Source organism: uncultured Pelagibacterium sp., assembly GCF_963972885.1.
GTDB lineage: Bacteria > Pseudomonadota > Alphaproteobacteria > Rhizobiales > Devosiaceae > Pelagibacterium > Pelagibacterium nitratireducens.
Window position 1 is genome coordinate 1 of the sequence record NZ_CAXAXY010000047.1, and the last position, 22,279, is coordinate 22,279.

24 protein-coding genes are annotated in these 22,279 nt (G+C 60.5%); 9 read left to right on the forward strand and 15 right to left on the reverse strand.

Annotated elements, in window-relative coordinates; all coding sequences use genetic code 11:
• Together AACZ55_RS09335 and AACZ55_RS09340 are read right to left on the reverse strand one after the other, a co-directional pair.
• Window positions 1-497: DNA-3-methyladenine glycosylase (locus AACZ55_RS09335; protein WP_339645480.1), on the reverse strand; the 497-nt coding region annotated here is incomplete at its 3' end.
• 14 nt (window positions 498-511) lie between these two features.
• On the reverse strand, window positions 512-1,294 hold the full coding sequence (locus AACZ55_RS09340) for a GGDEF domain-containing protein (protein ID WP_339645483.1): 783 nt from the start codon (window positions 1,292-1,294) through the stop codon (window positions 512-514).
• Between the two features lie 203 nt (window positions 1,295-1,497).
• On the opposite strand from AACZ55_RS09340, the gene mgtE reads away from it, so the two are divergent.
• The 4 genes from mgtE (at window position 1,498) to AACZ55_RS09360 (ending at window position 5,232) form a co-directional block, all read left to right on the forward strand.
• Window positions 1,498-2,907 (forward strand): magnesium transporter, encoded by a 1,410-nt coding sequence (gene mgtE / locus AACZ55_RS09345; RefSeq protein WP_339645486.1) that lies wholly within the window; start codon window positions 1,498-1,500, stop codon window positions 2,905-2,907.
• Between the two features lie 343 nt (window positions 2,908-3,250).
• The gene (locus AACZ55_RS09350) at window positions 3,251-3,673 is read left to right on the forward strand and encodes a DUF1489 domain-containing protein (protein ID WP_339645489.1); all 423 of its coding nucleotides are present in this window, start codon (window positions 3,251-3,253) and stop codon (window positions 3,671-3,673) included.
• A gap of 97 nt (window positions 3,674-3,770) precedes the next feature.
• A complete protein-coding gene (locus AACZ55_RS09355; RefSeq protein ID WP_339645492.1) occupies window positions 3,771-4,172 on the forward strand; it encodes a PRC-barrel domain-containing protein in 402 nt (133 codons plus the stop codon).
• 187 nt (window positions 4,173-4,359) lie between these two features.
• Window positions 4,360-5,232 carry a division plane positioning ATPase MipZ gene (locus AACZ55_RS09360; protein ID WP_339645494.1) on the forward strand — a complete coding sequence of 291 codons (873 nt, stop codon included), beginning with the start codon at window positions 4,360-4,362 and terminating at the stop codon, window positions 5,230-5,232.
• Window positions 5,233-5,244: 12 nt separating this feature from the next.
• Here AACZ55_RS09360 and AACZ55_RS09365 read toward each other — a convergent pair whose 3' ends face one another.
• Genes AACZ55_RS09365 through AACZ55_RS09375 form a run of 3 tightly spaced genes read right to left on the reverse strand, consistent with a single transcriptional unit; the run spans window position 5,245 to window position 7,996 of the window.
• Window positions 5,245-6,024 (reverse strand): SDR family NAD(P)-dependent oxidoreductase, encoded by a 780-nt coding sequence (locus tag AACZ55_RS09365; RefSeq protein ID WP_339645495.1) that lies wholly within the window; start codon window positions 6,022-6,024, stop codon window positions 5,245-5,247.
• 60 nt (window positions 6,025-6,084) lie between these two features.
• Window positions 6,085-6,366, reverse strand: a complete 282-nt coding sequence (locus tag AACZ55_RS09370; protein ID WP_339645497.1) for a hypothetical protein — start codon at window positions 6,364-6,366, stop codon at window positions 6,085-6,087.
• A gap of 55 nt (window positions 6,367-6,421) precedes the next feature.
• Entirely contained in the window at window positions 6,422-7,996 is a 1,575-nt protein-coding gene (locus AACZ55_RS09375) for a D-alanyl-D-alanine carboxypeptidase (protein ID WP_339645499.1), read from the reverse strand.
• A gap of 358 nt (window positions 7,997-8,354) precedes the next feature.
• On the opposite strand from AACZ55_RS09375, the gene clpS reads away from it, so the two are divergent.
• Together clpS and clpA are read left to right on the forward strand one after the other, a co-directional pair.
• Window positions 8,355-8,699 (forward strand): ATP-dependent Clp protease adapter ClpS, encoded by a 345-nt coding sequence (gene clpS, locus AACZ55_RS09380; RefSeq protein WP_338610662.1) that lies wholly within the window; start codon window positions 8,355-8,357, stop codon window positions 8,697-8,699.
• A 12-nt stretch (window positions 8,700-8,711) separates the two neighbouring features.
• Complete coding sequence (gene clpA, locus AACZ55_RS09385; protein WP_339645501.1) at window positions 8,712-11,096, forward strand: ATP-dependent Clp protease ATP-binding subunit ClpA; 2,385 nt, start codon at window positions 8,712-8,714, stop codon at window positions 11,094-11,096.
• Between the two features lie 84 nt (window positions 11,097-11,180).
• On the opposite strand, the gene AACZ55_RS09390 is transcribed toward clpA, so the two are convergent.
• Window positions 11,181-11,453 carry a DUF4242 domain-containing protein gene (locus tag AACZ55_RS09390; RefSeq protein WP_339645502.1) on the reverse strand — a complete coding sequence of 91 codons (273 nt, stop codon included), beginning with the start codon at window positions 11,451-11,453 and terminating at the stop codon, window positions 11,181-11,183.
• Window positions 11,454-11,608: 155 nt separating this feature from the next.
• Here AACZ55_RS09390 and AACZ55_RS09395 point away from each other — a divergent pair, with 155 nt between their 5' ends.
• Complete coding sequence (locus AACZ55_RS09395; protein ID WP_339645505.1) at window positions 11,609-12,307, forward strand: helix-turn-helix domain-containing protein; 699 nt, start codon at window positions 11,609-11,611, stop codon at window positions 12,305-12,307.
• A gap of 156 nt (window positions 12,308-12,463) precedes the next feature.
• On the opposite strand, the gene AACZ55_RS09400 is transcribed toward AACZ55_RS09395, so the two are convergent.
• The 6 genes from AACZ55_RS09400 to AACZ55_RS09425 all read right to left on the reverse strand — a co-directional run bounded on the left by AACZ55_RS09400 (window position 12,464) and on the right by AACZ55_RS09425 (window position 16,896).
• Window positions 12,464-12,883 carry an HIT family protein gene (locus tag AACZ55_RS09400; protein WP_339645508.1) on the reverse strand — a complete coding sequence of 140 codons (420 nt, stop codon included), beginning with the start codon at window positions 12,881-12,883 and terminating at the stop codon, window positions 12,464-12,466.
• Window positions 12,884-12,944: 61 nt separating this feature from the next.
• Window positions 12,945-14,105, reverse strand: coding sequence for a GNAT family N-acetyltransferase (locus tag AACZ55_RS09405; protein WP_339645511.1), 1,161 nt, complete (start codon window positions 14,103-14,105; stop codon window positions 12,945-12,947).
• Window positions 14,102-14,860, reverse strand: coding sequence for a glycerophosphodiester phosphodiesterase family protein (locus AACZ55_RS09410; protein ID WP_338610495.1), 759 nt, complete (start codon window positions 14,858-14,860; stop codon window positions 14,102-14,104). The genes AACZ55_RS09405 and AACZ55_RS09410 overlap by 4 nt, the downstream gene beginning before the upstream one ends.
• Window positions 14,861-15,313 carry a RidA family protein gene (locus AACZ55_RS09415; protein WP_339645525.1) on the reverse strand — a complete coding sequence of 151 codons (453 nt, stop codon included), beginning with the start codon at window positions 15,311-15,313 and terminating at the stop codon, window positions 14,861-14,863.
• Window positions 15,288-16,616 (reverse strand): DNA polymerase IV, encoded by a 1,329-nt coding sequence (locus AACZ55_RS09420; RefSeq protein ID WP_339645514.1) that lies wholly within the window; start codon window positions 16,614-16,616, stop codon window positions 15,288-15,290. The genes AACZ55_RS09415 and AACZ55_RS09420 overlap by 26 nt, the downstream gene beginning before the upstream one ends.
• Before the next feature lie 4 nt (window positions 16,617-16,620).
• The gene (locus AACZ55_RS09425; protein WP_338610499.1) at window positions 16,621-16,896 is read right to left on the reverse strand and encodes a DUF3572 family protein; all 276 of its coding nucleotides are present in this window, start codon (window positions 16,894-16,896) and stop codon (window positions 16,621-16,623) included.
• Window positions 16,897-16,996: 100 nt separating this feature from the next.
• On the opposite strand from AACZ55_RS09425, the gene AACZ55_RS09430 reads away from it, so the two are divergent.
• Together AACZ55_RS09430 and AACZ55_RS09435 are read left to right on the forward strand one after the other, a co-directional pair.
• Window positions 16,997-17,371: a response regulator gene (locus AACZ55_RS09430; protein WP_338610500.1), complete on the forward strand. Its 375-nt coding sequence runs from the start codon at window positions 16,997-16,999 to the stop codon at window positions 17,369-17,371.
• 42 nt (window positions 17,372-17,413) lie between these two features.
• Window positions 17,414-18,784, forward strand: coding sequence for a PleD family two-component system response regulator (locus AACZ55_RS09435; protein ID WP_339645517.1), 1,371 nt, complete (start codon window positions 17,414-17,416; stop codon window positions 18,782-18,784).
• Window positions 18,785-19,121: 337 nt separating this feature from the next.
• Here AACZ55_RS09435 and rpmG read toward each other — a convergent pair whose 3' ends face one another.
• The 3 genes from rpmG to rnr form a co-directional block, all read right to left on the reverse strand.
• Window positions 19,122-19,289, reverse strand: coding sequence for a 50S ribosomal protein L33 (gene rpmG, locus AACZ55_RS09440; protein ID WP_014130775.1), 168 nt, complete (start codon window positions 19,287-19,289; stop codon window positions 19,122-19,124).
• 102 nt (window positions 19,290-19,391) lie between these two features.
• On the reverse strand, window positions 19,392-19,820 hold the full coding sequence (locus tag AACZ55_RS09445; protein WP_339645520.1) for a DUF983 domain-containing protein: 429 nt from the start codon (window positions 19,818-19,820) through the stop codon (window positions 19,392-19,394).
• A 3-nt stretch (window positions 19,821-19,823) separates the two neighbouring features.
• Entirely contained in the window at window positions 19,824-22,118 is a 2,295-nt protein-coding gene (gene rnr, locus AACZ55_RS09450; RefSeq protein ID WP_339645522.1) for a ribonuclease R, read from the reverse strand.
• Window positions 22,119-22,279: the final 161 nt, after the last annotated feature.

The following is a 22,279-nucleotide window of genomic DNA, read 5'->3' on the forward strand; positions in this document are numbered from 1 at the left end:
TTGGTAATGCCGATGCGCGGGCCGGTGAGGATCGGCCCCTCGACAGGGGCCGGGGCGAAGCTGAAAGCCGGATCGGACAAGGGACGGTCATTGTGGCTGAGATCGATGCCGAGCGCTTGTGTCAGCCGTCCTGGACCCGCGCAGAGCTTTCGCGTGTCCGAGAGGCCGCGCCGGCCGACCATCTCCTCTATTCCCTCGACAGGCACGAGCGCGCGGATGAGGACGGCACTGCCGGGACGGCACACGAAATTGACGCACCAGTGGATGCCATAGCTGAGATAGACATAGACGGTGCCCGGTCTGCCAAACATCGGCTTGTTGCGGGGCGTGGGGCCGCGAAAACTGTGCGACGCGGGTTCGTCCCGAGTGTAGGCCTCGGTCTCGACAATAGTGCCGCCGATGCCATCGACCAGAAATCGGGCTCCGATCAGGCGTTTGGCGACGGCCACAGCGTCGTCGTCGAAATAGTGCTTGATGGAGGACGGGTCGGCGGCCATGGGCCTAGATAGCCTCAGGTATCGAGGATTGCAAAGCCGGCCCCGCTGTTTGTGCAGCCGATCAGCCTGACAGTGTTGCGCCCTTCGTTCTTGGCGACATAGAGCCGCTCGTCGGCCAGCTTGAACAAGTCCTCAAAGCCGGTGCGGCGATCGAACACCACGCCGCCGACGCTCACAGAAAGCTGATGGCGATGACCATCGGCAACGAAGGCCAGCTTTTCGACGGCGCGGCGGAGCCGCTCGGCCACGGTCTCGGCGCCATAGCGGTCGACAACGGGCAGGAAGACGCCGAACTCCTCGCCGCCCAGCCGCCCCACATTGTCGCCGGCGCGCACCGAGGAGCGGATGGCCCGGGCGATCAGGGTCAGGGCGATATCGCCATTGTGATGACCGAAGCGATCGTTGACCTGCTTGAAATTGTCGGCGTCGATGATGAGCAAGGCGCCGTGGACGTGATCGCCCTGAGGGACCAGTGCTTCGAGCCGCGCTTCGACCAGTGCCGTAAAGGCAGTCCGGTTGAGGCAATTGGTCAGCCCGTCGGTGGCGGCGAGAAGGCTGAGCTGGCGGTTGGCAGACGCCAACTCGCGCAGCTTGAGAGAAAAATAGAAAAAGAACGGTGCGGCCAGCCCGAGTGGCACGACGATGGCCGCAAAGACAGCGCGGATCTGAATTTCCATGGGAAAGGCCGCAAATGTCACGACGTTGTAACCGAGCGCCACCAGAACGCAGAATAGCGGGCCGCAAACCGTCCACCCGGCGATGGGCCATCCTTTGAGCCTAGGGCCACCGATACGCATTCCAGCCTCCGTTGCATGGCGCAACGTGATGGGTATGACGATAAGGTCGCCCTTATATGGCTTTAGGCTAAACTACTTAGCGGGCGGCGGTGGCGGGCAGCTGCCATGCGATTGCGCTGTGGCAAATGGCAGGCGGATGGGTTACGCCATAGCCAGGAACCAAGAGTCGCGCGCCCTGCGCAATAACCGGGAAGGAGAGTTGCATGGAAGACGCTGCATCGACCGGACCGGAACCCGACGAAATTCCCGAAACCATCTATGACGAGAACGGCCGGCTCCGTTCCGATTGGTACGAGGCGCTGCGCGCCGAGATCGACACAGGGGATGCCGAGGCTCTGCGCAAGCGTATGGAGCCGCTCCATGAATCGGAAACCGGCGACGTCATCGAGGCGCTGCCGGCTGATGATCGGGTGCGGCTGGTCATGCTGCTGGGCCATGCCTTCGATTATTCGGCGCTGACCGAGGTCGACGATTCGGTTCGTATCGAGCTGATGGAAGAATTGCCAAATGCCGAGATCGCGCGCGGCGTCGCCGATCTCGACAATGACGATGCCGTTTATATTCTCGAGGATATCGATGCTGCGGACCGGGACGAAATTCTGGCCCAGATGCCGGCTTTCGATCGCATCTCGCTCAAACGAAGCCTGGATTTCCCCGAAGATTCCGCCGGACGGCGGATGCAGACCGAATTCATTGCCATTCCGCCGTTCTGGACGGTAGGGCAAACCATCGACTATCTGCGGACCAATGACGATCTGCCCGACGATTTTTATCAGATCTATGTCGTAGATCCCGGGTTCAACCTGCTTGGCACCATCCCGCTCGACCGCATTCTTCGGGTTCAGCGGGCGACACGCATCGAAGAGATCATGAACACCCAGATCCGCCAGATCGATGCTACGCTCGATCAGGAAGAGGCGGCGCGCATCTTCGAGCGCTACGATCAGATCGAAGTCGCCGTGGTCGATGAGAGCAAGCGGTTGGTGGGCGTCCTGACGATCGACGATATCGTTGACGTCATCAATGAAGAAGCCAACGAGGATATCCATCGTCTCGGCGGTGTGGGTGACGAAGACATTTCGCGCACGGTGCCCGGCGTTGTGCGCAGCCGGGCGACGTGGCTGCTGGTCAATCTGGGCACCGCCACGCTGGCGTCGCTGGTCATCGGGCTCTTTGACGGCACCATCGAGCAGATGGTTGCTCTGGCGGTTCTTATGCCCATCGTTGCTTCGATGGGCGGGGTTGCAGGCACGCAGACCATGACGGTCACCGTTCGGGCCATATCGCAAAGGGAACTCGACAGGAACAACGCCTGGCGGCTGATCCGACGCGAATTGCTCGTCGGGCTGACCAACGGTGTGATCTTTGCGGTGCTCCTCGGGGTGATCACCGGGTTCCGGTTTGCCAACCCGGCGCTCGGGATGGTGATCGGCTTGGCCATGGTGGTCAACATGATCGTTGCCGGGGGCTGCGGAATTCTCATCCCGATGCTTCTCAACAGGCTTAAGATCGATCCGGCCGTGGCCTCCTCGACCTTTGTGATGACCTTTACCGATGTGATCGGCTTTTTCGCCTTCCTGACCCTGGCGGGCTGGTGGTTCGGACTGTTCTGAGTGCGATTCGCCCGTCATGCGAATATTGCAAGTGAGATTTGCGCGAATGTGGCTCAATCATGGCTTGCGGAACCGGCTTTGGGTAGTTAATTAGGCGTTACCGGTGAGTGGCGGCAATCGCGCTCGCCGCTTTTGCAACAGCGCAAGGAGCTTGCATGCGTAGCCAATCCAAGGCCGTATGCTGGCGGGCTGCAAGTTGGACATGTGTCGGCTTGATCTCGCTCGGTTTCATTGTCTCTGTCATTGCTGGCGCCTGATACGGCCTTTCGGCAACAGACAGATTCATATACGACAATGGGGTGCCCGGAAACGGTCGCCCCATTTTCTTTTTGGGTGGTTCCCCATGCATATCATCAAGCTTTGTGTTGGCGTTTCCTCGGTGGAGGAGTTGATCGAATGGCGCGCGCTGCGCCGCGAGCAAGGCTTCGGACGCCCCGACGGGCTTAATGTCCATCGCACCCGCATGGTGCCCAAAAGGGCCGACGAGATCGTGGGACAGGGATCGTTATACTGGGTTATTGCCGGTGCGGTGCGTGCGCGTCAGGCGATTGCCGACCTCAAGGCTGAAACCGACGGGGAGGGGCGGTCGTGTTGCGACATTCTTCTTGAGCCCGAGCTGATCCGCACGGCGCCTTATCCGCGTCGGCCATTTCAGGGCTGGCGCTACCTGCAGGCCAAGGATGCGCCACCCGATCTTGCCCGGGCGGGAGAGGAAACGCCGCCCGAAGGCATGGCCGAAGAGCTGGCCCAACTGGGGCTGCTTTAAGCCGGTTCAATGGCCTCCTGCCTTAGTTGCCTGAAGCTGGAACTCCACAGACTCCATTCCGTTGACTCCTCAGTGCAACCAGCGACGGAGATTTACAATGGATTCGAGAACGGACAACGGGCTTGAAGCCCGCGATCTGGATCGCCGCGAAAGCGGCAATCTGATCGGGAGCGACAAGGTTGAAGGTACTGCGGTTTACAGCCTGGCCAATGACAAGATCGGCACCATCGAACGGGTCATGATCGACAAGGTCAGCGGCAAGGTTGGCTATGCGGTTCTCAGCTTTGGCGGATTTCTGGGCATCGGGGACGACCATTACCCGATCCCGTGGGCCAAACTGACCTATGACGAAAGCATTGGCGGATACCGTACCGACATCTCCAAGGCAGACCTCGATGCCGCACCGCGCTACGAACCCGACGATGACTTTGCCTGGGATGACCGCCAGCGGGCCATGGACATCTACACCTATTACGGGGTGCCCCCCTATTGGATTTGATCTGATCGGGCCATGTCTGCGATTCGAAATGGCCAGCGCGGGCAAACTGGGCTGGTCATTCGTTTATAAAATGTAAATCAAATACGAGCTAAGGTGGGGCGAACGCGCAAAATTCGTACTTGTGCGGGTTTTGTTAAGCACACAAGCTGTGCAACGCTTTTGGGGGCAAGGGTTAGAGTCGGATCAAATGCAGCGATCGAACGCGCATGTTATCGTTCTGGGCAACGAAAAAGGCGGCTCGGGCAAGTCCACCACGGCGATTCATCTTGCCGTCCACCTGCTTTATGAAGGCTTTCGCGTCGCCACGATCGACGCCGACAGCCGTCAGCACACGCTGACGACCTATGTGCGCAATCGCCGGGAATGGGCGAATGCCCATGGTCTCAAGGTTCCCCACTCCACGCACTTTCACCTGCCGCAGGGCAGGGGTGACTCGCTTGAGAAAAATGCGGATACCGAGTTCGAGATGTTTCGCCGGGCGGTGGCGGAAGTCGAAAGAGATGTTGACTATCTTATCATCGACACGCCCGGCTTTGACACCCACCTCACTCGCATCGCCCACTCGCTGGCCGACACGCTGATTACCCCACTTAACGACAGTCTGATCGATCTGGATGTGATTGCCCGGATCGAACCTGACAGCGGTGCCTTGATCGAATTGAGTCATTATACGCGGCTGGTCCAACGCTCGCGCCGGGAGCGGCTGGCTATCGACGGGCGCACCATCGACTGGGTCATGGTGCGCAATCGCATCTCCATGCTCAATTCGCGCAACACGAGGCTGGTGCAGACCGGGCTGGAAAACGTTGCCGAGCGTGTCGGATGCCGTGTGTCCGACGGCATTGCCGAGCGGGTGATCTTCCGGTCGCTGTTTCCCATCGGCATGACGGTTTTCGATCCGCTCGATGCGGAGGCACTGGGGGGCATGCCGACCATGAGCCATATCGGGGCGCGGCAGGAATATCGGTTGCTGCTTGAAGCACTCAACCTGTTTTCGCGCCATCGGCGTACCGGTGAGCACAGTTCGCGCGATCAGCGTGTCCTGGCGGGAACGGTCTAGGCGCGGGCCTTCTCAGATCAGCAGCGATTGCGCCCCATCGATCCAGATGGGCGTTCCCGTGATGTGCCTTGAGGCATCCGAGGCCAGAAAGCAGACCAGATCTGCAACGTCCTCGGCTTTGCCGGGGGCGCCGTCCGTCAGCGGAATGTCTCCATCGGGGTAGTGGGCGGGTTCGGCTGCTTTTTCCACATTGCGGCGCTCGGTGTTCTCATCGATCTGGCTTTCGATGGCGCCGGGGCAGATGGCGTTAACGCGGATGCGGTGCTTGGCAAGCTCGAGCGCGGCCATCTGGGCGAGGGCGAGCTGACCGGCCTTTGTTGTGGAATAGGCGGACGCGCCGGCCGTGGTGAAGGTCCGCGTTCCATTGATGGAGGAGGTTATGACGATCGATCCTCCGTGCGCCTTCATCAGGGGCACGGCGTGATGGAGGGTTAGAAACGTGCCGCGCAGATTGACATTGATGGTCCGGTCCCAGTCGTCGACCGTCAGATCCTCGATTGGCGCCCAGGTGCCGTTTATGCCCGCATTGGCGAAAACGAAGTCGAGCCGTCCGAACGTCTCGGTGATCTGATCGAATGCTCCCTGCATGTCGGCGACATCGGAGATGTCGGCATAGAGGGGAAGGGCCTTGCGCCCCAATCGGTTGATTTCAAGGGCGACGGCGTCGACCTCTTCCATCGTACGGCTCAGAAGGGCGATGTCGGCGCCCTCGGCAGCCAGCTTGAGGGCGCTGGCCTTGCCCAATCCCGAACCGCCGCCGGTCACCAGAGCGATCTTGCCTGTGAGTGCCATGCCTGCCTCCGTTGCCAATACCTCAGGCAACGCAAGCAGGGGCAAGCGGTTCCGCTGACACTAGTCTTCCTGGGGCATATACATGCGCAGGGCGCGGCGTCCGGCGGGATCGAAGACATCGACATCGACCGACACGCGGGGAAGGACCATGCGGCGTGTACGGGACGAAAGGGCCAGTACGACCGAGAGCATGTCCGACATGCGGCGGTGAACGGGCTTGTTTTCTCCCAGGCCGCGGGCCAGCAGGCGCAGGGACTGGGCGCGAACCGCGTCATCGTCCGAGGCCAGTGGCGAGCGGGGCTGAAATTGGCCAAGCTCGGAAAGTCGTGTCATTTCGCTCATTGGGCTACTCCATACATCTGCGCCAATTGTCGAAGACCGTCGGTCGTCCTGTTTGTTACCCCTGAACCGTGAGGCAGTTGATCGCGGCTTGTGAGAGCGCATCGCAAGTGGTTCTGGCCTGCGTGCGATCGGCAAAGCCGGCGAAACGGGCGCGGTAATAGGTCACTCCGTTGCGCTCGAAGGTCTCCACATAGCTGCGAAGGTTGGCAAGCTGATCGTATGTGCGGGTCGCTTCGCTCAGCAACTGCTCGGCGTTGTCTTCGCTATCGGCGGCGCCGACCTGGACCACCCAGCCACCGGCCGGAACCGTCTCGGCGCTGTTGGTGCTCATTGTGTCGAGCGCCAGGCCGTCGGGCCGTGCAATGGGCGCGGGTGGCACGAGAACCTGTCCCGATTGCGGGCCGAGCTGCAGGGATTCTGCAATCCATGCGCCAATCGGATCGTCGGCGGGATAGACCGGGGCTTCGGACGGCATGACGCCGGTTGCGACATAGGTCGCTTGGTCGAGGGCGTTATCGCCCGGACGCGAGGGAATGTCCTCGGCCGAAACGATCTGGAACGGGATGGTCTCGGGTTCGTTCGAGTCCGGCGCTGATCCGGAAGCGGACTGGCTGAGCGACGCCACCTGCATGGCCTGCTCCGCCGTGATAACCGGCAGAAGGTTGACGGGACGGCCGGGGGGCAGGCGATTGAGCGGAACGGCAGCACCCGCCGATGCCACGGCAACGCCATTGCCGAGCAGGGTGGGGCGCGGGATCATCGCTTCGCGCCAGTAGTCGCCCTGGCGCGCCTTGGGGAGATAGGTGCGCACCAGCTCTGCGACGCGCGCGTTGCGCGAAGCGCCGGTGTTGAACCCCAGGCCGATCACCACGATATGGCGGTTGCTGGAGCGGGCGGCGGTCATCAGGTTGTAGCCCGACGCATTGATATAGCCGGTCTTGATACCATCGACGCCGTTCTGGCCCAGAAGGGCGTTGTGCCCGTTGTAGGTTCTGCCGTTGTACTTGAAGCTGCGGGCCTGGAAATAGTCGTAGTAGTGGGGGAAATGGAGATAGACGGCCCGGCCCAGGATCGCCTGGTCGGCGGCCGTCGTGACCTGTCCGGAGTTGGGCAGGCCATTTGCGTTCTTGTATGTGGTGCGCGACATCCCCAGCGCCCTTGCGGTTTGCGTCATCCGCTCGGCGAACTGGGACTCCGTACCCGAAATATTTTCGGCAACGACGCGGGCGACGTCATTGGCCGATATTATCACGAGGGCGTTGATGGCGTCTTCAACGGTGATCGTGCTGCCGGGCTGCACCCAGAGCTTTGTTGGGACTGCCTGAGAGGCGTATTGGGAAACCCTCAGTTTCGAGTCGAGCTTGAGCCGGCCGGCCTCGAGCTCCTGAAAGATGATATAGAGCGTCATCACCTTGGTGAGCGAAGCGGGGTAGCGCAACTCGTTGGCGTTGTCCTGATAGAGGACCTGGCCGGTCTTGGCATCCACGGCGATGCCGGCATAGGCACGCGGCACATTTTGCGCCGCCGCATCAGCGGAAACGGCGGCAAGGGTCATCGCCGCGATCACAAGTGTGAGAAAAAAGCGTACAAAAGGGACGCGCGCGGAATCGATACGCAGAAGGGTCGGCACCCGATACTCCAACTCTTTACTGGACCGGTACGAAAAACGCCGCACCGTTACTCTACTCTTGGGGTCGTCGCGCGCTGTCCCCCGATGGCGCCGAAAACCCTAACTCGCAGGCACTTTAGGCCGATGCGGTTACAAATCCGTAAAGTGCTTAAAACTTGATGCAAAAACCTTGTGGGCGATCACACCTGATTGATCGGATTTTCGCCCCTTAACATGGCCGAGATTTTGCCTACATAATGGGGCCATCTTGCCTTTCTGATTTGGGATAAAAAAAGCCGTGCCAATATCTGCCCTCCCCACCGGACCTGACCTGCCGCACAACGGCGGTCTGCTCGCAAAGCACGCCGTGCTGCGGGCGATTTCGGCCGGTCCGGAAAAGGGGGACGATGACAGGGACGAAGGAAGCGACGGCCAGACCGGTGTCGCGACCAAGACCAGAACGAGGACCAAGAAGCCAAGCCTTTATAGGGTTCTGCTTCTCAATGACGACTACACGCCCATGGAGTTCGTCATCCTCATTTTGGAGGAGGTCTTCAACAAATCCCGGGAGGATGCGACGCGCATAATGCTGAGCGTCCATAATCAAGGTGTGGGGGAATGCGGGGTTTATCCGTACGAGGTGGCCGAAACCAAGGTCACCAACGTTATGGATGCCGCGCGCCGAAACCAGCATCCGCTGCAATGCGTGATGGAAAAGCAATAGGATAGGACCAACATGCCTTCATTCTCTCGCGGTCTCGAAAAGGCGTTGCATCAGGCCATGAATTTGGCTCGGGAGCGCAGTCATGAATTTGCGACCCTCGAACACCTGCTGCTGGCGCTGACCGAGGATCGCGACACGATTTCGGTTCTGACCGGGTGCGATGTCGATATCGAGTCGCTCAGGGCCGATCTCGAAGAGTTCATCGACGAGGAGCTCGACAGCCTCGTTGTGCCCAACGGCCAGGATGCACGTCCGACGGCCGCCTTCCAGCGCGTCATCCAGCGCGCGGTCATTCACGTTCAATCGTCCGGGCGCGAGGAAGTGACCGGGGCCAACGTGCTCGTTGCGATCTTTGCCGAGCGCGAAAGCCACGCTGCCTATTTCCTCGAACAGCAGGACATGACCCGGCTCGACGCGGTCAATTTCATTTCCCATGGCATCGCCAAGTCGGGCCGCAATGCCGACCGGCCCGTGCGCGGTGCTGAAGAAGGCGGACCCGGGTTCGAGGGCGAGCAGGAACGCGGCGGGGGCAGCAGCCCGCAGCAGAGTTCGGCGCTTGCCGATTTCTGTGTCAATCTCAACGACAAGGCCCGGGCCGGAAAGATCGATCCGCTGATCGGCCGCGGCATCGAGCTTGAGCGTACAATTCAGGTGCTTTGCCGTCGCTCCAAGAACAACCCGCTCTATGTGGGCGATCCAGGCGTTGGCAAGACCGCTATCGCCGAAGGTCTGGCCCGCCGGATCATCGAGGGTGACGTTCCCGAAGTGCTCGAAACCGCAATAATCTATGCGCTCGACATGGGTTCGCTTCTGGCGGGCACGCGTTATCGCGGCGATTTCGAGGAACGGCTCAAGGCGATCATGAAAGAGCTCGAAAAGAAGGACAATGTCATTCTTTTCATCGACGAGATCCATACGGTGATCGGCGCGGGGGCAACCTCGGGCGGAGCGCTCGATGCTTCGAACCTTTTGAAGCCTGCTTTGGCCTCGGGAGCGATCCGCTGCATTGGTTCGACCACCTACAAGGAATATCGTCAGTTCTTTGAAAAGGACCGGGCTCTCGTGCGCCGGTTCCAGAAGATCGACGTCAACGAGCCCACGATCCCCGATGCCATCGAGATCATGAAGGGGCTGCGCCCGTATTTCGAGGATTACCACAAGCTCAAATATACCGACGACGCGATCAAGGCATCGGTCGAGCTTTCGGCCCGCTATATCAACGACCGCAAACTGCCCGACAAGGCAATCGATGTGGTTGACGAAACCGGTGCCCGGCAGATGCTGGTGACCGAGGACAAGCGCAAGAAGACCATCGGCGTCGAGGATATCGAGGCGACGATAGCTATGATTGCGCGCATTCCGCCGAAATCGGTCTCCAAGTCCGATACCGAGCTGCTGGGCAATCTCGAAGCCAACCTCAAGCGCGTGGTGTTCGGCCAGGATAAGGCGATCGACGCCCTCTCGTCGGCCATCAAGCTGGCCCGCGCGGGCCTGCGTGAGCCCGAAAAGCCCATCGGTTCGTACATGTTCACCGGCCCGACCGGTGTGGGTAAGACCGAGGTGGCCAAGCAACTGGCCGATACGCTCGGGGTGGAGCTTTTGCGCTTCGACATGTCCGAATACATGGAGCGTCACACCGTTTCGCGGCTGATCGGCGCGCCTCCGGGTTATGTCGGGTTCGACCAGGGCGGGCTGATGACCGATGGGGTCGATCAGCATCCCCATTGCGTGCTGCTGCTCGATGAGATCGAAAAGGCCCATCCGGACCTGTTCAATATCCTTCTGCAGGTCATGGATCACGGCAAGCTCACCGATCATTCGGGCAAGCAGGTCGACTTCCGCAACGTCATCCTGATCATGACGTCGAACGTGGGTGCGACCGAACTGGCGAAATCGCCCATCGGCTTTGGCCGGGTGCGTCAGGAAGGCGACGACGAGGAAGCGATCAACCGGATGTTCACGCCGGAGTTCCGCAACCGGCTCGATGCGATCATCTCGTTCGCGCCGCTGCCGTCCTCGACCGTCAACCGCGTCGTGGAGAAGTTCATTCTCCAGCTTGAAGGCCAGCTTGCCGAACGCGGCATCACCATTGAGCTGACGCCCGAAGCCTCCGATTGGCTGGCGGCCCGCGGCTACGACGAAAAGATGGGTGCCCGCCCGCTGGGTCGGGTGATCCAGGAATACGTCAAGAAGCCGCTGGCAGAGGAAGTGCTGTTCGGCCTGCTCCAGAAGGGCGGTTCGGTCAAGGTGACAGTGGTCGGCGAGGGCAGCGAAGCGCGGCTCGAACTGGTCTCGGTCCCTCCGCGCCCGGCACGTCCAAAGGCGATAACCGGACCCAAGGGCGGCAAGAAGCCGGCCCGCAAGTCCAAGTCCAAGGACGCCGAGCAGAACACCTAAGCGGGTTTGGTGTTCGACCATTCCCTCAAAATCTGGAAAAGGCCGGTCCTGCGACCGGCCTTTTCCGTGCCGTGAGGTCCCGGCTTACCTGCCGGTCGTCGGATCGATGACAGTGGTCACTTCGGTGACGACATTGGCAGGAAACCCACTCAATCGCGCGTGCTCGTGTATCGTGTGTTCGTCTTGGGCAAGATAGATGCAAAAGGTCTTGTCCGCCGTGAAATAGGAATGCTGCCATTGCACCTTGGGTGCGAGTTGGGCGAGGGCGCCGTTTGAGGTGCGCGCCGCCTCGCAAAGCGCTTCGGGGGACATGGCGCCGACGCCGGCAATATCGCGTTCGATGATGAATTTTTTCATGGTTGGCCTTTCTCTCGTCTCACGAGAGAGGATGAAAGCAGCGACACCTGTATCTCGCCAGTTCACGACCTGAATCAAGCCGGTACAGCTTCTGAACTGGAATCTCATTGCTCTGCCCGTTTAAGATTGCAGGCGGATCGGCAGGAGGCGTGTCTATGACAGAAGCCAGCTACCACCAGTTTTGTCCCGTCGCCATGGCGTCGGAAATCCTTGGTGCCCGATGGACAATTGTTCTCCTACGCGAGCTTTGCGCTGGATCGACGCGCTTCAACGACCTGCGGCGCGGCGTGCCGCGCATGTCGCCGGCCCTTCTGGCGCGGCGGTTGCGTGAACTCGAACAGCACGGCGTTGTTGAAAGACGGCTCGTGCGGCGGACGCCCGAACTCTACGAGTACGTCCTCACCGAGGCGGGACAGGGGTTGCGCGATGTTGTCATGGCGGTGGGCATTTGGGGTCAACGTTGGATTGAAAGTGCCCCGAGTTTCGAAAACACGGACCCCTCGCTCCTGATGTGGGACATGCGCCGCAACATCAGGCTGGAGAATTTGCCACCGCGACGGGTGACGGTACAGTTCATCTATGCGGACCTTGCCGCTGCATCGGCCAACTGGTGGCTCCTTAGCGATCCGCAAAAAGGCGCCGACTTATGCTCGGTTGATCCGAGGTTCGATGTGGATCTTTTTGTCCGCACCGATCTGCGCACCATGACGGCCATCTGGATGGGGCTCGAAACCGTTGCCAGGGCGGAAAACGAGCAGCGTCTGGCGCGGATCGGAGACAGCGATGTAGGTGCGGCGATGCAAAGCTGGCTCGGGCTCAGCCCGTTCGCGGCCTATGAAAAGCACGCTTTCTAGATCCACTTATTCCGCAAACATTCCAATCGCCATTGCGCGCCGCCGCCTTGCCTGTCCATGAGTAAGAAGGCCGGCCTTCCGACCGGCGCTATTGGGGGTTTTCCCCGTACTTATCCCCAGAATTATCCCCGCTATCCCCGCAATTTTCCACAGACCTTAAAACGCGGCGCGGATTTTTTCCGCCTGGGCGGCCAACTCGTCCTGATCGGCCATTTCGCCGGTGTGGGGGCGCAGTGGCACGCCCTCATACATGGGTATGATGTGGAAATGGAGGTGGAACACCGTCTGGCCGGCCGGAGCTTCGTTGAACTGGGCAACACGCAGGCCGTCGGCATCCATGGCGGTCATGACGGCTTTGGCGACCCGCTGGGTTTTCTGGATCAGATCGGCCAGCACCTGCGGTTCGGCGTCGAACAGATTGCGTGAACCGGTCTTGGGGATCACCAGCGTATGCCCGCGCGATTGGGGCATCACATCCATGAAGGCCAGCGTGTCGTCGTCCTCATAGACCGTGTGGCTCGGGATTTCGCCTTTGAGGATCTTGCCGAAGATATTGTCCGGATCGTAAGCAGTCATAACACGCTCCCTTGCTTTTCAATCCGAGCTATAGCCGAACGGCGATCAGGAACAAACCCTGCTATCCCTTGCGGAAGGGGGCGTAGTCGGCCAGCTCCTGGTTCTGCAGGTCGACATATTTGCGCTCGTCCTCGAGATATTCGGCAACGGCGCGGCGCAGGCCCGGGTGAACGATGTGGTGGATCGAACGGGTGATGGCCGGGGCGTAGCCGCGCGCCAGCTTGTGCTGGCCCTGGGCGCCGGCCTCGACGCGCTTCAGGCCGTGTTCAATGGCAAAGTCGATGGCCTGGTAATAGCAGAGTTCGAAATGGAGGAACGGCACGTCCCGGATGGCACCCCAATTGCGGCCATAGAGCGTGTCTGCGCCAAGGAAATTGAGCGCCCCGGCGATATAGTCGGTACCATCGCGCGCCAGCATCAGGACAATGCTGTCGGCCATGGTTTCGGTGATGCGCGAGAAAAATTCACGATTGAGGTAGGGGCGGCCCCATTTGCGCGCGCCGGTGTCCATGTAGAACTGATAGAAGGCATCCCAGTGTGCTTCCGTCAGATCGGTGCCGGTCACCCATTCGCAGGTGATGCCGTCGATCAGCGCCTCTCGCCGTTCGCGACGGATGGCCTTTCGCTTGCGCGATTGCAGCGTGTCGAGAAATTCATCGAAGGTCTTGAACCCGTCATTGGTCCAGTGAAACTGGGTGTCGTGGCGCACCAGCCAATTGGCGCCTGCGGCAATTGCTTCTTCGTCACTGGTTACGAACGTCGCGTGGACCGAGGACGCACCGAGCCGCTCGGCCAACGCTTCGGAGGCTTGGAGGAGGAGCGTCTGAGTGTCGGCACTGCCGTCCCGCGTCAGAAGTTTCGGCGCGCTGGCCGGGGTGAACGGCACTGAGGACTGCAGCTTTGGATAGTAGTTTCCGCCAGCGCGTTCGATGGCGTCGGCCCAGGCGTGGTCGAAGACATATTCGCCCATCGAATGGGATTTGAGGAACAGCGGCATGAGGCCGACAGGGGTCTCGCCGCGTGAAATCAGGATATGCTGGGGCTGCCATCCGGTTGCACCCGTGGCGCATCCCGACTCCTCCAGCGCTGAGAAAAAAGCGTGCTCAAGGAATGGATTGTCGGGCTTTTCTCCACCGCAAGATGCAAGTGCATTCCAGGTGGCGGCGGGTATGGAGGCGGTGGTTGGATGAACCGAGATTGTCAGTTCGGAATTTTCACTCACGCGTCGGGATCGAATCCTTCAAACACTATCTGGTCGGCATTGCGCCGGGCGACCCGGGCCTGATCGGACGAACGGACAGTCCAACTCATGACCTTAAAGCCGATGGCGCGGAAAAAACGGATCGCTGGCAATGTCAGCGCCGTCTGTTCGCACGATATGAATGTGAAGCGCGTCCACGGGTAGTGCAAGAGGTGGCGCAACATAAATCGCGTGCGCGCGGGCATGTCGCCATACCAGTCCGGTTTGTCGTATCCGTAGGTGATGATGCCGATTTCGCCCTGAAACCCTTGCCCACGCAGCGCGACGATCATGCGGGGATCGAAGGTCTTGAGAACGAACGGACCTTTGTAGGTCGCCAAAGATTGAACGACCCGCTTCGCCAGATCGATTGTATCGCGCTCATTTGCCTGCTTTTTGACCTCGATGACCAGCGGCGCGCGGCCACTGATCTGATCGAGGAAGGCGGCAAAGGTCTGCGGGCAATCGCCCGCAGTGCTGCCAAGCAGGGGAAGCTCCGTTAACGCGCTGGCGGGCACGGAGCGAACGCGGCCGCTGCCGCTCACAAGCCTGGCCAGGTCGTCATCGTGAAAGACAACCGCCTCGCCATCTTCGGTCAACTGAAGATCGCATTCGATGCCAAAACCGCGTTCGATCGCGGCCGCAAAGGCTGAAAAAGAGTTTTCGATGATCCCCCGGTCCCTGTCGTGCAATCCGCGATGGGCGATGGGACGGGCGAACGGGGGATTTGATGTCATTTATTCTATCTCGATGATGGCGTCGATTTCGACTGCGGCGCCAAGGGGAAGGGAGGCCACGCCAAATGCGGCGCGGGCGTGCTTACCCGTGTCGCCCAACAGTTTTATGAACAGATCGGACGCGCCGTTGGCCACCAGATGCTGTTCGTTGAATGTTGGCGTCGAGGCGACGAGAACGGTCAGTTTCTGGACGGCCTTGATCTGCGAGAGCGGCACCACGGTATTGACGTGGGCCAGGATGTTGATGGCGCACAGTTCGGCGGCCTTTTGCCCGGCCCCAACGTCCAGACTGTCACCGAGGCATCCCTTGGTGATGCCATCGGGGCCCTGGGAGATCTGCCCGGAGACAAACAGAAGCTTGCCCGACTGACGCACCGGAACATAACTGGCTGCGGGTGCTGTGGGTGTGGGCAGGGCGTAGCCCAGATCATTGAGTTTCTGTTCGATCGTCATCATCGTTCTCCGGTTTGATCTTTGTGATTTTCGACTGGCGGTAGAGTTTACCGCGCACGAGCGCTTCACGGCCATATTTGTCGCGCACCTTGTCCATGGCCCGCTCCGCTGCCGCCTTGCGGGCGATTTCGGGTTCGATCAAGTCGACCGGATCGATGCCTGTGGCCACCTCAAGACCGGTAACACCGATGCCGAGCAGGCGAAAGGCCGTGCCGTCCACCTCACGGGCCAGAAGTTTCACGCCGGTTTCATAGAGCGTCGTGGCAAGCTGGGTTGGCAGCATGATGTGTTGCGCGCGGGTGCGGGATTTAAATCCCGCGGTCTTGAGCTTGACGGTAACGGTATCGCCGACCAGTTGCTGCTTTTTGAGCCGTTCCGAGAGTCGCTCACACAATGAGAGCAGGGCGGTCGAAAGCGAGTCGAAATCGGCAAGATCGGTTAAAAAGGTCGTCTCCGTGCTCACCGATTTGGTTTCGCGGTCTATCGAGACGCGACGATAATCTTCACCGCGCGCCAGTTTGGCCAGGCGTGCGCCCATCTCACCATAGCGGCGCATGAGGTCTTCGGGCGCGCGCTGCTGGAGCTGGCCGATGGTGATCAGCCCGTCCTTGCGCAGCGTTTCGGCCATGACCTTGCCGACGCCGAAAATTACGGTGATCGGCTTTTCGGCCAGCAGCGATACGGTCTCGGCCTCGCCGATGATGGCAAAGCCGCGTGGCTTGTCGAGTTCCGAGGCGATCTTGGCGAGGAATTTGTTGTGGCTCAGCCCGATCGAGATGGTGACACCGATCTCGTCCTCAATTCGTTTGGCCAGCCGGGCCAGCGAGACCGCCGGTGCAGCCTTGTGCACCTTTTCGGTGCCGGACAGATCGAGAAACGCTTCATCGATGGAGAGCGGTTGGACCAGCGGGGTCAGTGAATCCATAAGCGTGCGAATCTGGCGGCTGACGCCGACATATTTGGCCATATCGGGCTTGATGATAACGGCTTGCGGGCACAGGCGCTTCGCCTGAAACATCGGCATGGCCGATTTGATGCCACTCATGCGGGCAATATAACAGCATGTGGAGACCACGCCGCGCTGTCCACCGCCGATGATCAGCGGTTTGTCGATCAGACTCGGATCGTCGCGCTTTTCGACCGAGGCATAGAAGGCGTCGCAATCGATATGGGCGATGGAAAGCGAGAAGAGCTCGGGGTGAGCCAGGATGCGCGGTGAGCCACATTTGGGGCACCTGGCCGGTGCCTTGGCACTCTCGCCTGTCGCAAAGCAATCGCGGCACAGATGTCCGCCGGCGGCCATACCATCAACTCTGCGGGTTCAGGCCGTGCCAAAGACCCATGACGCGGTTTACGTCCAGACCGGCATTGGCACACATGGCCAGCAACAGGGATTCATTGCGTCCGAAATAGTCGACTAGGCCCTCGGCCAACGGGCGCGTGCCAACAGATTCCCGCAGGCGTTGCGGCGAAAAACCGGCCAGCGCCATGAAACGCTCAAGCTCGTTGACGTCAGCGGCGAGCCAGGTGAGGCAGGCATCGCCAACGGCCAGCAGTTCTTGTGTATCGACCCTATCGCGCAAAGCGTCAGACTCAGCTTATTTCTTGTTTCGTAACACATTGCTGTTAGCGCAAAGCAATGACAACTCAAAGCACCCGATTGCCGGTGCCGGGCGAGGGTAGATGGCCAAGACCGTCATGATCGTGGAAGACAACGAGCTCAACATGAAGCTCTTTCACGACCTGCTCGAATCCCGTGGGTACCATACCGTCCAGACCCGCAATGGACTGGAAGCGCTCGATCTTGCGCGCGAGCACCGTCCAGACCTGATCCTGATGGACATCCAACTGCCCGAAGTGTCGGGGCTGGTGGTCACCAAGTGGCTCAAGGAAGACGACGACCTCGCCCATATCCCGGTGATCGCGGTTACAGCCTTTGCCATGAAGGGCGACGAAGAGCGTATCCTTTCGGGGGGATGTGAGGGTTACATCTCAAAACCGATTTCGGTGCCTCACTTTTTGGAAACGATTGAAAGCTATATTGGCAAGGCCGAATAGCCAGACAACCATTCTTCATTCAGGGCCGAAGGGACGCGCGCCGTGACTGCACGAGTGCTCATCGTTGATGACATTCCCACCAATGTGAAATTGCTCGAAGCGCGCCTGCTCGCCGAGTATTTCGAGGTGGTGACCGCGTCATCGGGCGCTCAGGCCATCGAGATCTGCCGCAGCCAGGACATCGATATCGTCCTGCTCGATGTTATGATGCCGGAAATGGACGGGTTCACCTGTTGCCAGATCCTCAAGCGCGACGCCGTGACGGCCCATATCCCCATCGTTATGATCACCGCGCTCGATCAGCCTTCCGACCGTGTGCGCGGTCTGGAGGCGGGGGCTGACGACTTTCTGACCAAGCCCGTCGATGACGTGCAATTGCTGGCGCGGGTCAAGAGCCTTGCCCGACTCAAGGGGCTGGGAGACGAGTTGCGGGCCCGCAGCCGCACCAGTCACGAACTGGCGCTCGAAGACACCGCGCGGACCGAGTTTGGCATTGCTGTCGATGCTGGCCGGATTCTGGTCATCGATACCGAGCGGGCACGGGCCGAACGCATCGAGGCTTATCTGCGCAATTCCCACAAGGTCACGATTCTGGTCGACCCCTCGGAGGCCGTGTTCCAGATGTCGGGCGGCGACTATGAACTGGCCATCGTCTCGATGGCGCTCGAGGGCTTTGATCCGCTGCGCATCTGTTCGCAGATTCGCACTGTCGATCAGACCCGCTCGCTGCCCATTATCCTCGTTGCCGAGGACAAGGATCGCCCGCAGGTGGTCAAGGCGCTCGATCTGGGGGTCAATGATTTCATCATGCGGCCCGTCGAGCGGCATGAGCTTTCGGCACGGGTCAAGACCCAGATCCGGCGCCAGCGCTATACGGTCGAGCTGCGTGAGAGCCTCAATTCGACAATGGCCATGGCGGTGATCGACGAGTTGACCGGGCTTTACAACCGGCGCTATTTCGAGCGGCATCTGGCCATGGTGCTCAACAAGGCCCAGGAGCAGGATCGCGACATGGCGGTAATGCTGCTCGATATCGACTATTTTAAGCCCGTCAACGACACCTATGGCCATGATGCCGGCGATGTGGTGCTCAAGGAGTTCGCCACGCGGCTGCAGCGCAACATTCGCGGCGTCGATCTTGCCTGCCGGTTCGGCGGCGAGGAGTTCGTGGTGGTCATGCCCGATACCGACATGCGGGCCGCGCAGGGCGTTGCCGAACGGGTGCGCAGTGCCATTGCTGATGAAGAGTTCAAGGTGGGGGCCGCAAAGCCGCTCAACATCACGGTCAGTGCCGGACTTGCGCTGAACGATCAGGAGAGCGATACACCGGAATCGGTCATCAAACGGGCCGATATCGCGCTCTATCGCGCCAAACGGGCCGGGCGCAATCGTGTGGTCCACGACGCCGCCTGATCCTGGGCGGTCGGTAAGGTTAACACTTCATTATTAATGGTGAAACCGGGGCCGGACGACCCCGGAATGCTTGGCGTTCGGGTCGGCTGGGAGTAGGTTGCAGGCACTGAGAAGGACGCGCTTGCGCGATCCGGTTCAGTACAAACCCCTACGGTTCTCAGGTCCGCCGCAACTCCTGATCCGTAGGGCGGCTGGCCCGGTATCGGACAAGAGTGGCCTCTTCGACAAACCGGACCGGGTCAGCCAACCCCGCCTCGCTCAGGATTTTCTGGTGCAAACAACAAAAACCCCGCTGCGTGGCGGGGTTTCTCTTGTTCGGCAGATGCGTTCGATCAAACTATTTGATCTTGGCTTCCTTGAATTCGACGTGCTTGCGAACAACCGGATCGTACTTGCGGAACGAGAGCTTTTCGGTCGCGGTGCGGGTGTTCTTCTTGGCAACGTAGTAAAAGCCGGTGTCGGCGGTCGAAACCAGCTTGATCTTGATCGTGTTGGACTTTGCCATCGCGGTAGCCTTTGAAACAAACAGGCCGCGCGACGGATTTGCGCACGGCTCGGGAAATGAGTTGGGCGCAAACTATGCATTTCGCGCCAAAAGTCAAGCGGATCAACTCCGCCCGTCATCCTCGAAATCATCATGAGCGCCCACCGGATCAAAGCCGTGCATGTAGCGCGCCCATTGCAGGCCCACGACCGCGCCCTTGGTGACGGGCAGCAGGAGGAGCGAAGAGAGGATGATGAGTGGAATCATCACCCACAGATAGGTCAGGGGATGAAGCGGGGTCGAGCTCATCTCCATGTGCAGAACGGCGCCGACGGCCAGATGGCCGACGATGGTAATCACGATATAGGGCGGCGCATCGTCGGCGCGGTGGTGAAAAAACTCGGTGCCGCAGACATCGCACTGATCGGCGACCTTGAGGTAGCTCGAAAACAGCTTTCCCTGCCCGCAATTGGGGCAGCGGCATTTCATGCCATTGAGCATGGCTGGCCAAGTGGGCCGGGCCGGGCGCAATGTCAGATCGGTATATGGCATCGGCTATCTCCTCGCGCGGTGTCCGCGCGGTGTCGGCTTGCCCTTGCGGTCTCTGCGGCCGCGTGTCGGGCCGGGTGGCTTGACCCGTTCACCTTCAGATAGAACTTCAAACCGCAGCGCGCCAGCCATGGGCGCTGCTTCAAGCAGTCGCACCTCGACCCGGTCGCCGATTCGGAACCGCTCGCCGGTGCGTTCACCGATCAGGGCCTGCTGGTCCTCGAAATGGCGGAAATAATCCTGGCCGAGTGAGGAAACAGGGACGAAACCATCGGCGCCGGTCTCATCGAGCCGGACGAACACGCCCGCGCCGACAAGGCCGGCGATTTTGCCGGTGAACCGGGCGCCGATATGGGCGGCCAGATATTGCGCCAGAAGACGGTCGGACGTTTCGCGCTCGGCAACCATTGCGCGGCGCTCGGTGGCCGAAATGTGCTCGCCAATCGAGCCCAGCCGCTGTTCCTCGGCCACACTCAGCCCATCATCGCCAAGATCGAGCGCCCGGATCAGGGCGCGATGGACGATCAGATCCGCATAGCGGCGGATGGGCGAGGTGAAATGGGCGTAGCGGTCGAGGTTGAGGCCGTAATGGCCATAATTGCCCGGCGCATATTCCGCCTGCGCCTGGCTGCGCAGCACCATTTCGTTGACCTGCTGGCTCTTGCCGGCCTTGTCGGCACGGTAAAGGATCTGGTTGAAATCTTTCGGCCTTAGCGCTTCGCTGCGCGGCACAGGCAGGTCGAGCGATTTCAGGAACTCGCCAAGCGTCACGATCTTTTCCCGGCTCGGCGCATCGTGGACACGATAGAGCAGGCCGAGTTTGTGTTTTTCCAGCGTCTCTGCGGCGCAGACGTTGGACAGGATCATCATCTCTTCGATGAGCTTGTGGGCATCGAGCCGCTCGGGAACATAGACGCCCTCGACCATGCCATTGGCGTCGAGCCGGATGCGGCGCTCGGGCAGGTCGAGCGCCAGCGGACCACGCCGGTCGCGGGCTTTCGAAAGGGCCTCGTAAGCCGCCCAGAGGGGCTTGAGGATCGGTTCGAGCAATGGCCCGGTCACATCATCGGGCTGGCCGTCTATGGCCGCCTGGGCCTGCTGGTAGCTGAGCTTGGCCGCCGAGCGCATCATCACCCGATGGAAGGAATGGCTCTTTTTGTTGCCTTCGGCGTCGATCACGATGCGCAGCGCCATGGAGGCGCGATTTTCACCTTCGCGCAGCGAACACAGATCGTTTGAAATACGCTCGGGCAGCATGGGCACGACCCGGTCGGGGAAATAGACCGAATTGCCACGCAGGAACGCCTCGCGGTCCATGGTCGAGCCCGACTTCACATAATAGGAAACATCGGCGATCCCCACGCGGATTATGAAGCCGCCGGCATTGTTGGGGTCGGTATCGGGTTCGGCGTGAACGGCGTCGTCATGGTCCTTGGCATCGGCAGGGTCGATGGTGACCAGCGGGATGTCGCGCCAGTCCTCGCGGTCCTTGAGCGGTGCTTCCTGAGCCTCTTCGGATTCCTTGAGGACGGAGGCGGGGAACCGATAAGGAATATCGAGCGAATGGAGGGCGATCAGGCTGACTGCGCCCTCAGACTGCGGGTTACCCACAACGCTGACCACCTTGGCGCGCGGGATCATCATCCGGCCCGAAACGGTCACCTCGACCTCGACCAGATCGCCGTCTTTGGCGTCACCGAGATCGCCGGCGGAAATCCGCATTTCGCGGGCCTTGCGCTCGATAGGCACCAGCCGGGCGCCGTCGTCGTCCATGCGCACGATGCCCAGATCGGCCTTGCGGGGCTTGTCGAGCACCTTCATGGGCCGGGCGGTGTAGGTCGGCACGGTGCCGCCATCGCGCTGGATGCGGGCAAGAATTCGGTCGCCGGGGCCGGGGACGACGCGGGCATCCTTGCTCACCGACACCGTCACGCGGGGCTTTTCGCCCTCGTCTTCGTCCCATTTGGCGGGGAAGGCGTGAAGATTGTCAGGATCGGCATCGGCGGGAATGTCGAGCACGGTCACTGCAGGCAATTCACCCACGGGACGCAATTCCTTGCGCTTGCGGGCCAGAAGGCCCTCTTTTTCCATGTCGCGCAGCAGCACCTTGAGCGGCACGCGGTCGTCGCCCTTGATGTTGAAATGCCGGGCGATCTCGCGCTTGGAATTGATCTCGGGGAAATCGGCAATCGCTTCGAGAATCTGTTCGCGGGTCGGCAATTGACCGGGTGTAAAGCTGGCCGAACGCCGGCCCTTACGCGGAGCAGGGGCCGAAGGGGTTTGTCCTGTACGTTTGGCCATTTCTATCCTTTAGGCCTCGGCCTTCTTCTTGGCTGCGGGCTTTTTGGTTGCCGTCTTCTTTGCCGCCGGCTTTTTTGCTGCTGCTTTGGGCTTGGCTTTCGCCTTGCCCTTCGAACCGCCCTTGGCGGCGATCAGTTCCAGGGCTTTTTCAAGCGTCACGG

Bases quoted from the DNA above. Each gene is read 5' to 3' on its own strand.
- AACZ55_RS09340 (WP_339645483.1), bottom strand. From the start codon at position 1,294: ATGCGTATCGGTGGCCCTAGGCTCAAAGGATGGCCCATCGCCGGGTGG.
- AACZ55_RS09390 (WP_339645502.1), bottom strand. From the start codon at position 11,453: ATGAAAAAATTCATCATCGAACGCGATATTGCCGGCGTCGGCGCCATG.
- clpA (WP_339645501.1), top strand. From the start codon at position 8,712: ATGCCTTCATTCTCTCGCGGTCTCGAAAAGGCGTTGCATCAGGCCATG.
- AACZ55_RS09360 (WP_339645494.1), top strand. From the start codon at position 4,360: ATGCAGCGATCGAACGCGCATGTTATCGTTCTGGGCAACGAAAAAGGC.
- AACZ55_RS09445 (WP_339645520.1), bottom strand. From the start codon at position 19,820: ATGCCATATACCGATCTGACATTGCGCCCGGCCCGGCCCACTTGGCCA.
- AACZ55_RS09420 (WP_339645514.1), bottom strand. From the start codon at position 16,616: ATGGCCGCCGGCGGACATCTGTGCCGCGATTGCTTTGCGACAGGCGAG.
- AACZ55_RS09400 (WP_339645508.1), bottom strand. From the start codon at position 12,883: ATGACTGCTTACGATCCGGACAATATCTTCGGCAAGATCCTCAAAGGC.
- AACZ55_RS09410 (WP_338610495.1), bottom strand. From the start codon at position 14,860: ATGACATCAAATCCCCCGTTCGCCCGTCCCATCGCCCATCGCGGATTG.
- AACZ55_RS09395 (WP_339645505.1), top strand. From the start codon at position 11,609: ATGACAGAAGCCAGCTACCACCAGTTTTGTCCCGTCGCCATGGCGTCG.
- AACZ55_RS09430 (WP_338610500.1), top strand. From the start codon at position 16,997: ATGGCCAAGACCGTCATGATCGTGGAAGACAACGAGCTCAACATGAAG.
- mgtE (WP_339645486.1), top strand. From the start codon at position 1,498: ATGGAAGACGCTGCATCGACCGGACCGGAACCCGACGAAATTCCCGAA.
- AACZ55_RS09365 (WP_339645495.1), bottom strand. From the start codon at position 6,024: ATGGCACTCACAGGCAAGATCGCTCTGGTGACCGGCGGCGGTTCGGGA.
- AACZ55_RS09355 (WP_339645492.1), top strand. From the start codon at position 3,771: ATGGATTCGAGAACGGACAACGGGCTTGAAGCCCGCGATCTGGATCGC.
- AACZ55_RS09350 (WP_339645489.1), top strand. From the start codon at position 3,251: ATGCATATCATCAAGCTTTGTGTTGGCGTTTCCTCGGTGGAGGAGTTG.
- rpmG (WP_014130775.1), bottom strand. From the start codon at position 19,289: ATGGCAAAGTCCAACACGATCAAGATCAAGCTGGTTTCGACCGCCGAC.
- AACZ55_RS09415 (WP_339645525.1), bottom strand. From the start codon at position 15,313: ATGACGATCGAACAGAAACTCAATGATCTGGGCTACGCCCTGCCCACA.
- rnr (WP_339645522.1), bottom strand. From the start codon at position 22,118: ATGGCCAAACGTACAGGACAAACCCCTTCGGCCCCTGCTCCGCGTAAG.
- AACZ55_RS09370 (WP_339645497.1), bottom strand. From the start codon at position 6,366: ATGAGCGAAATGACACGACTTTCCGAGCTTGGCCAATTTCAGCCCCGC.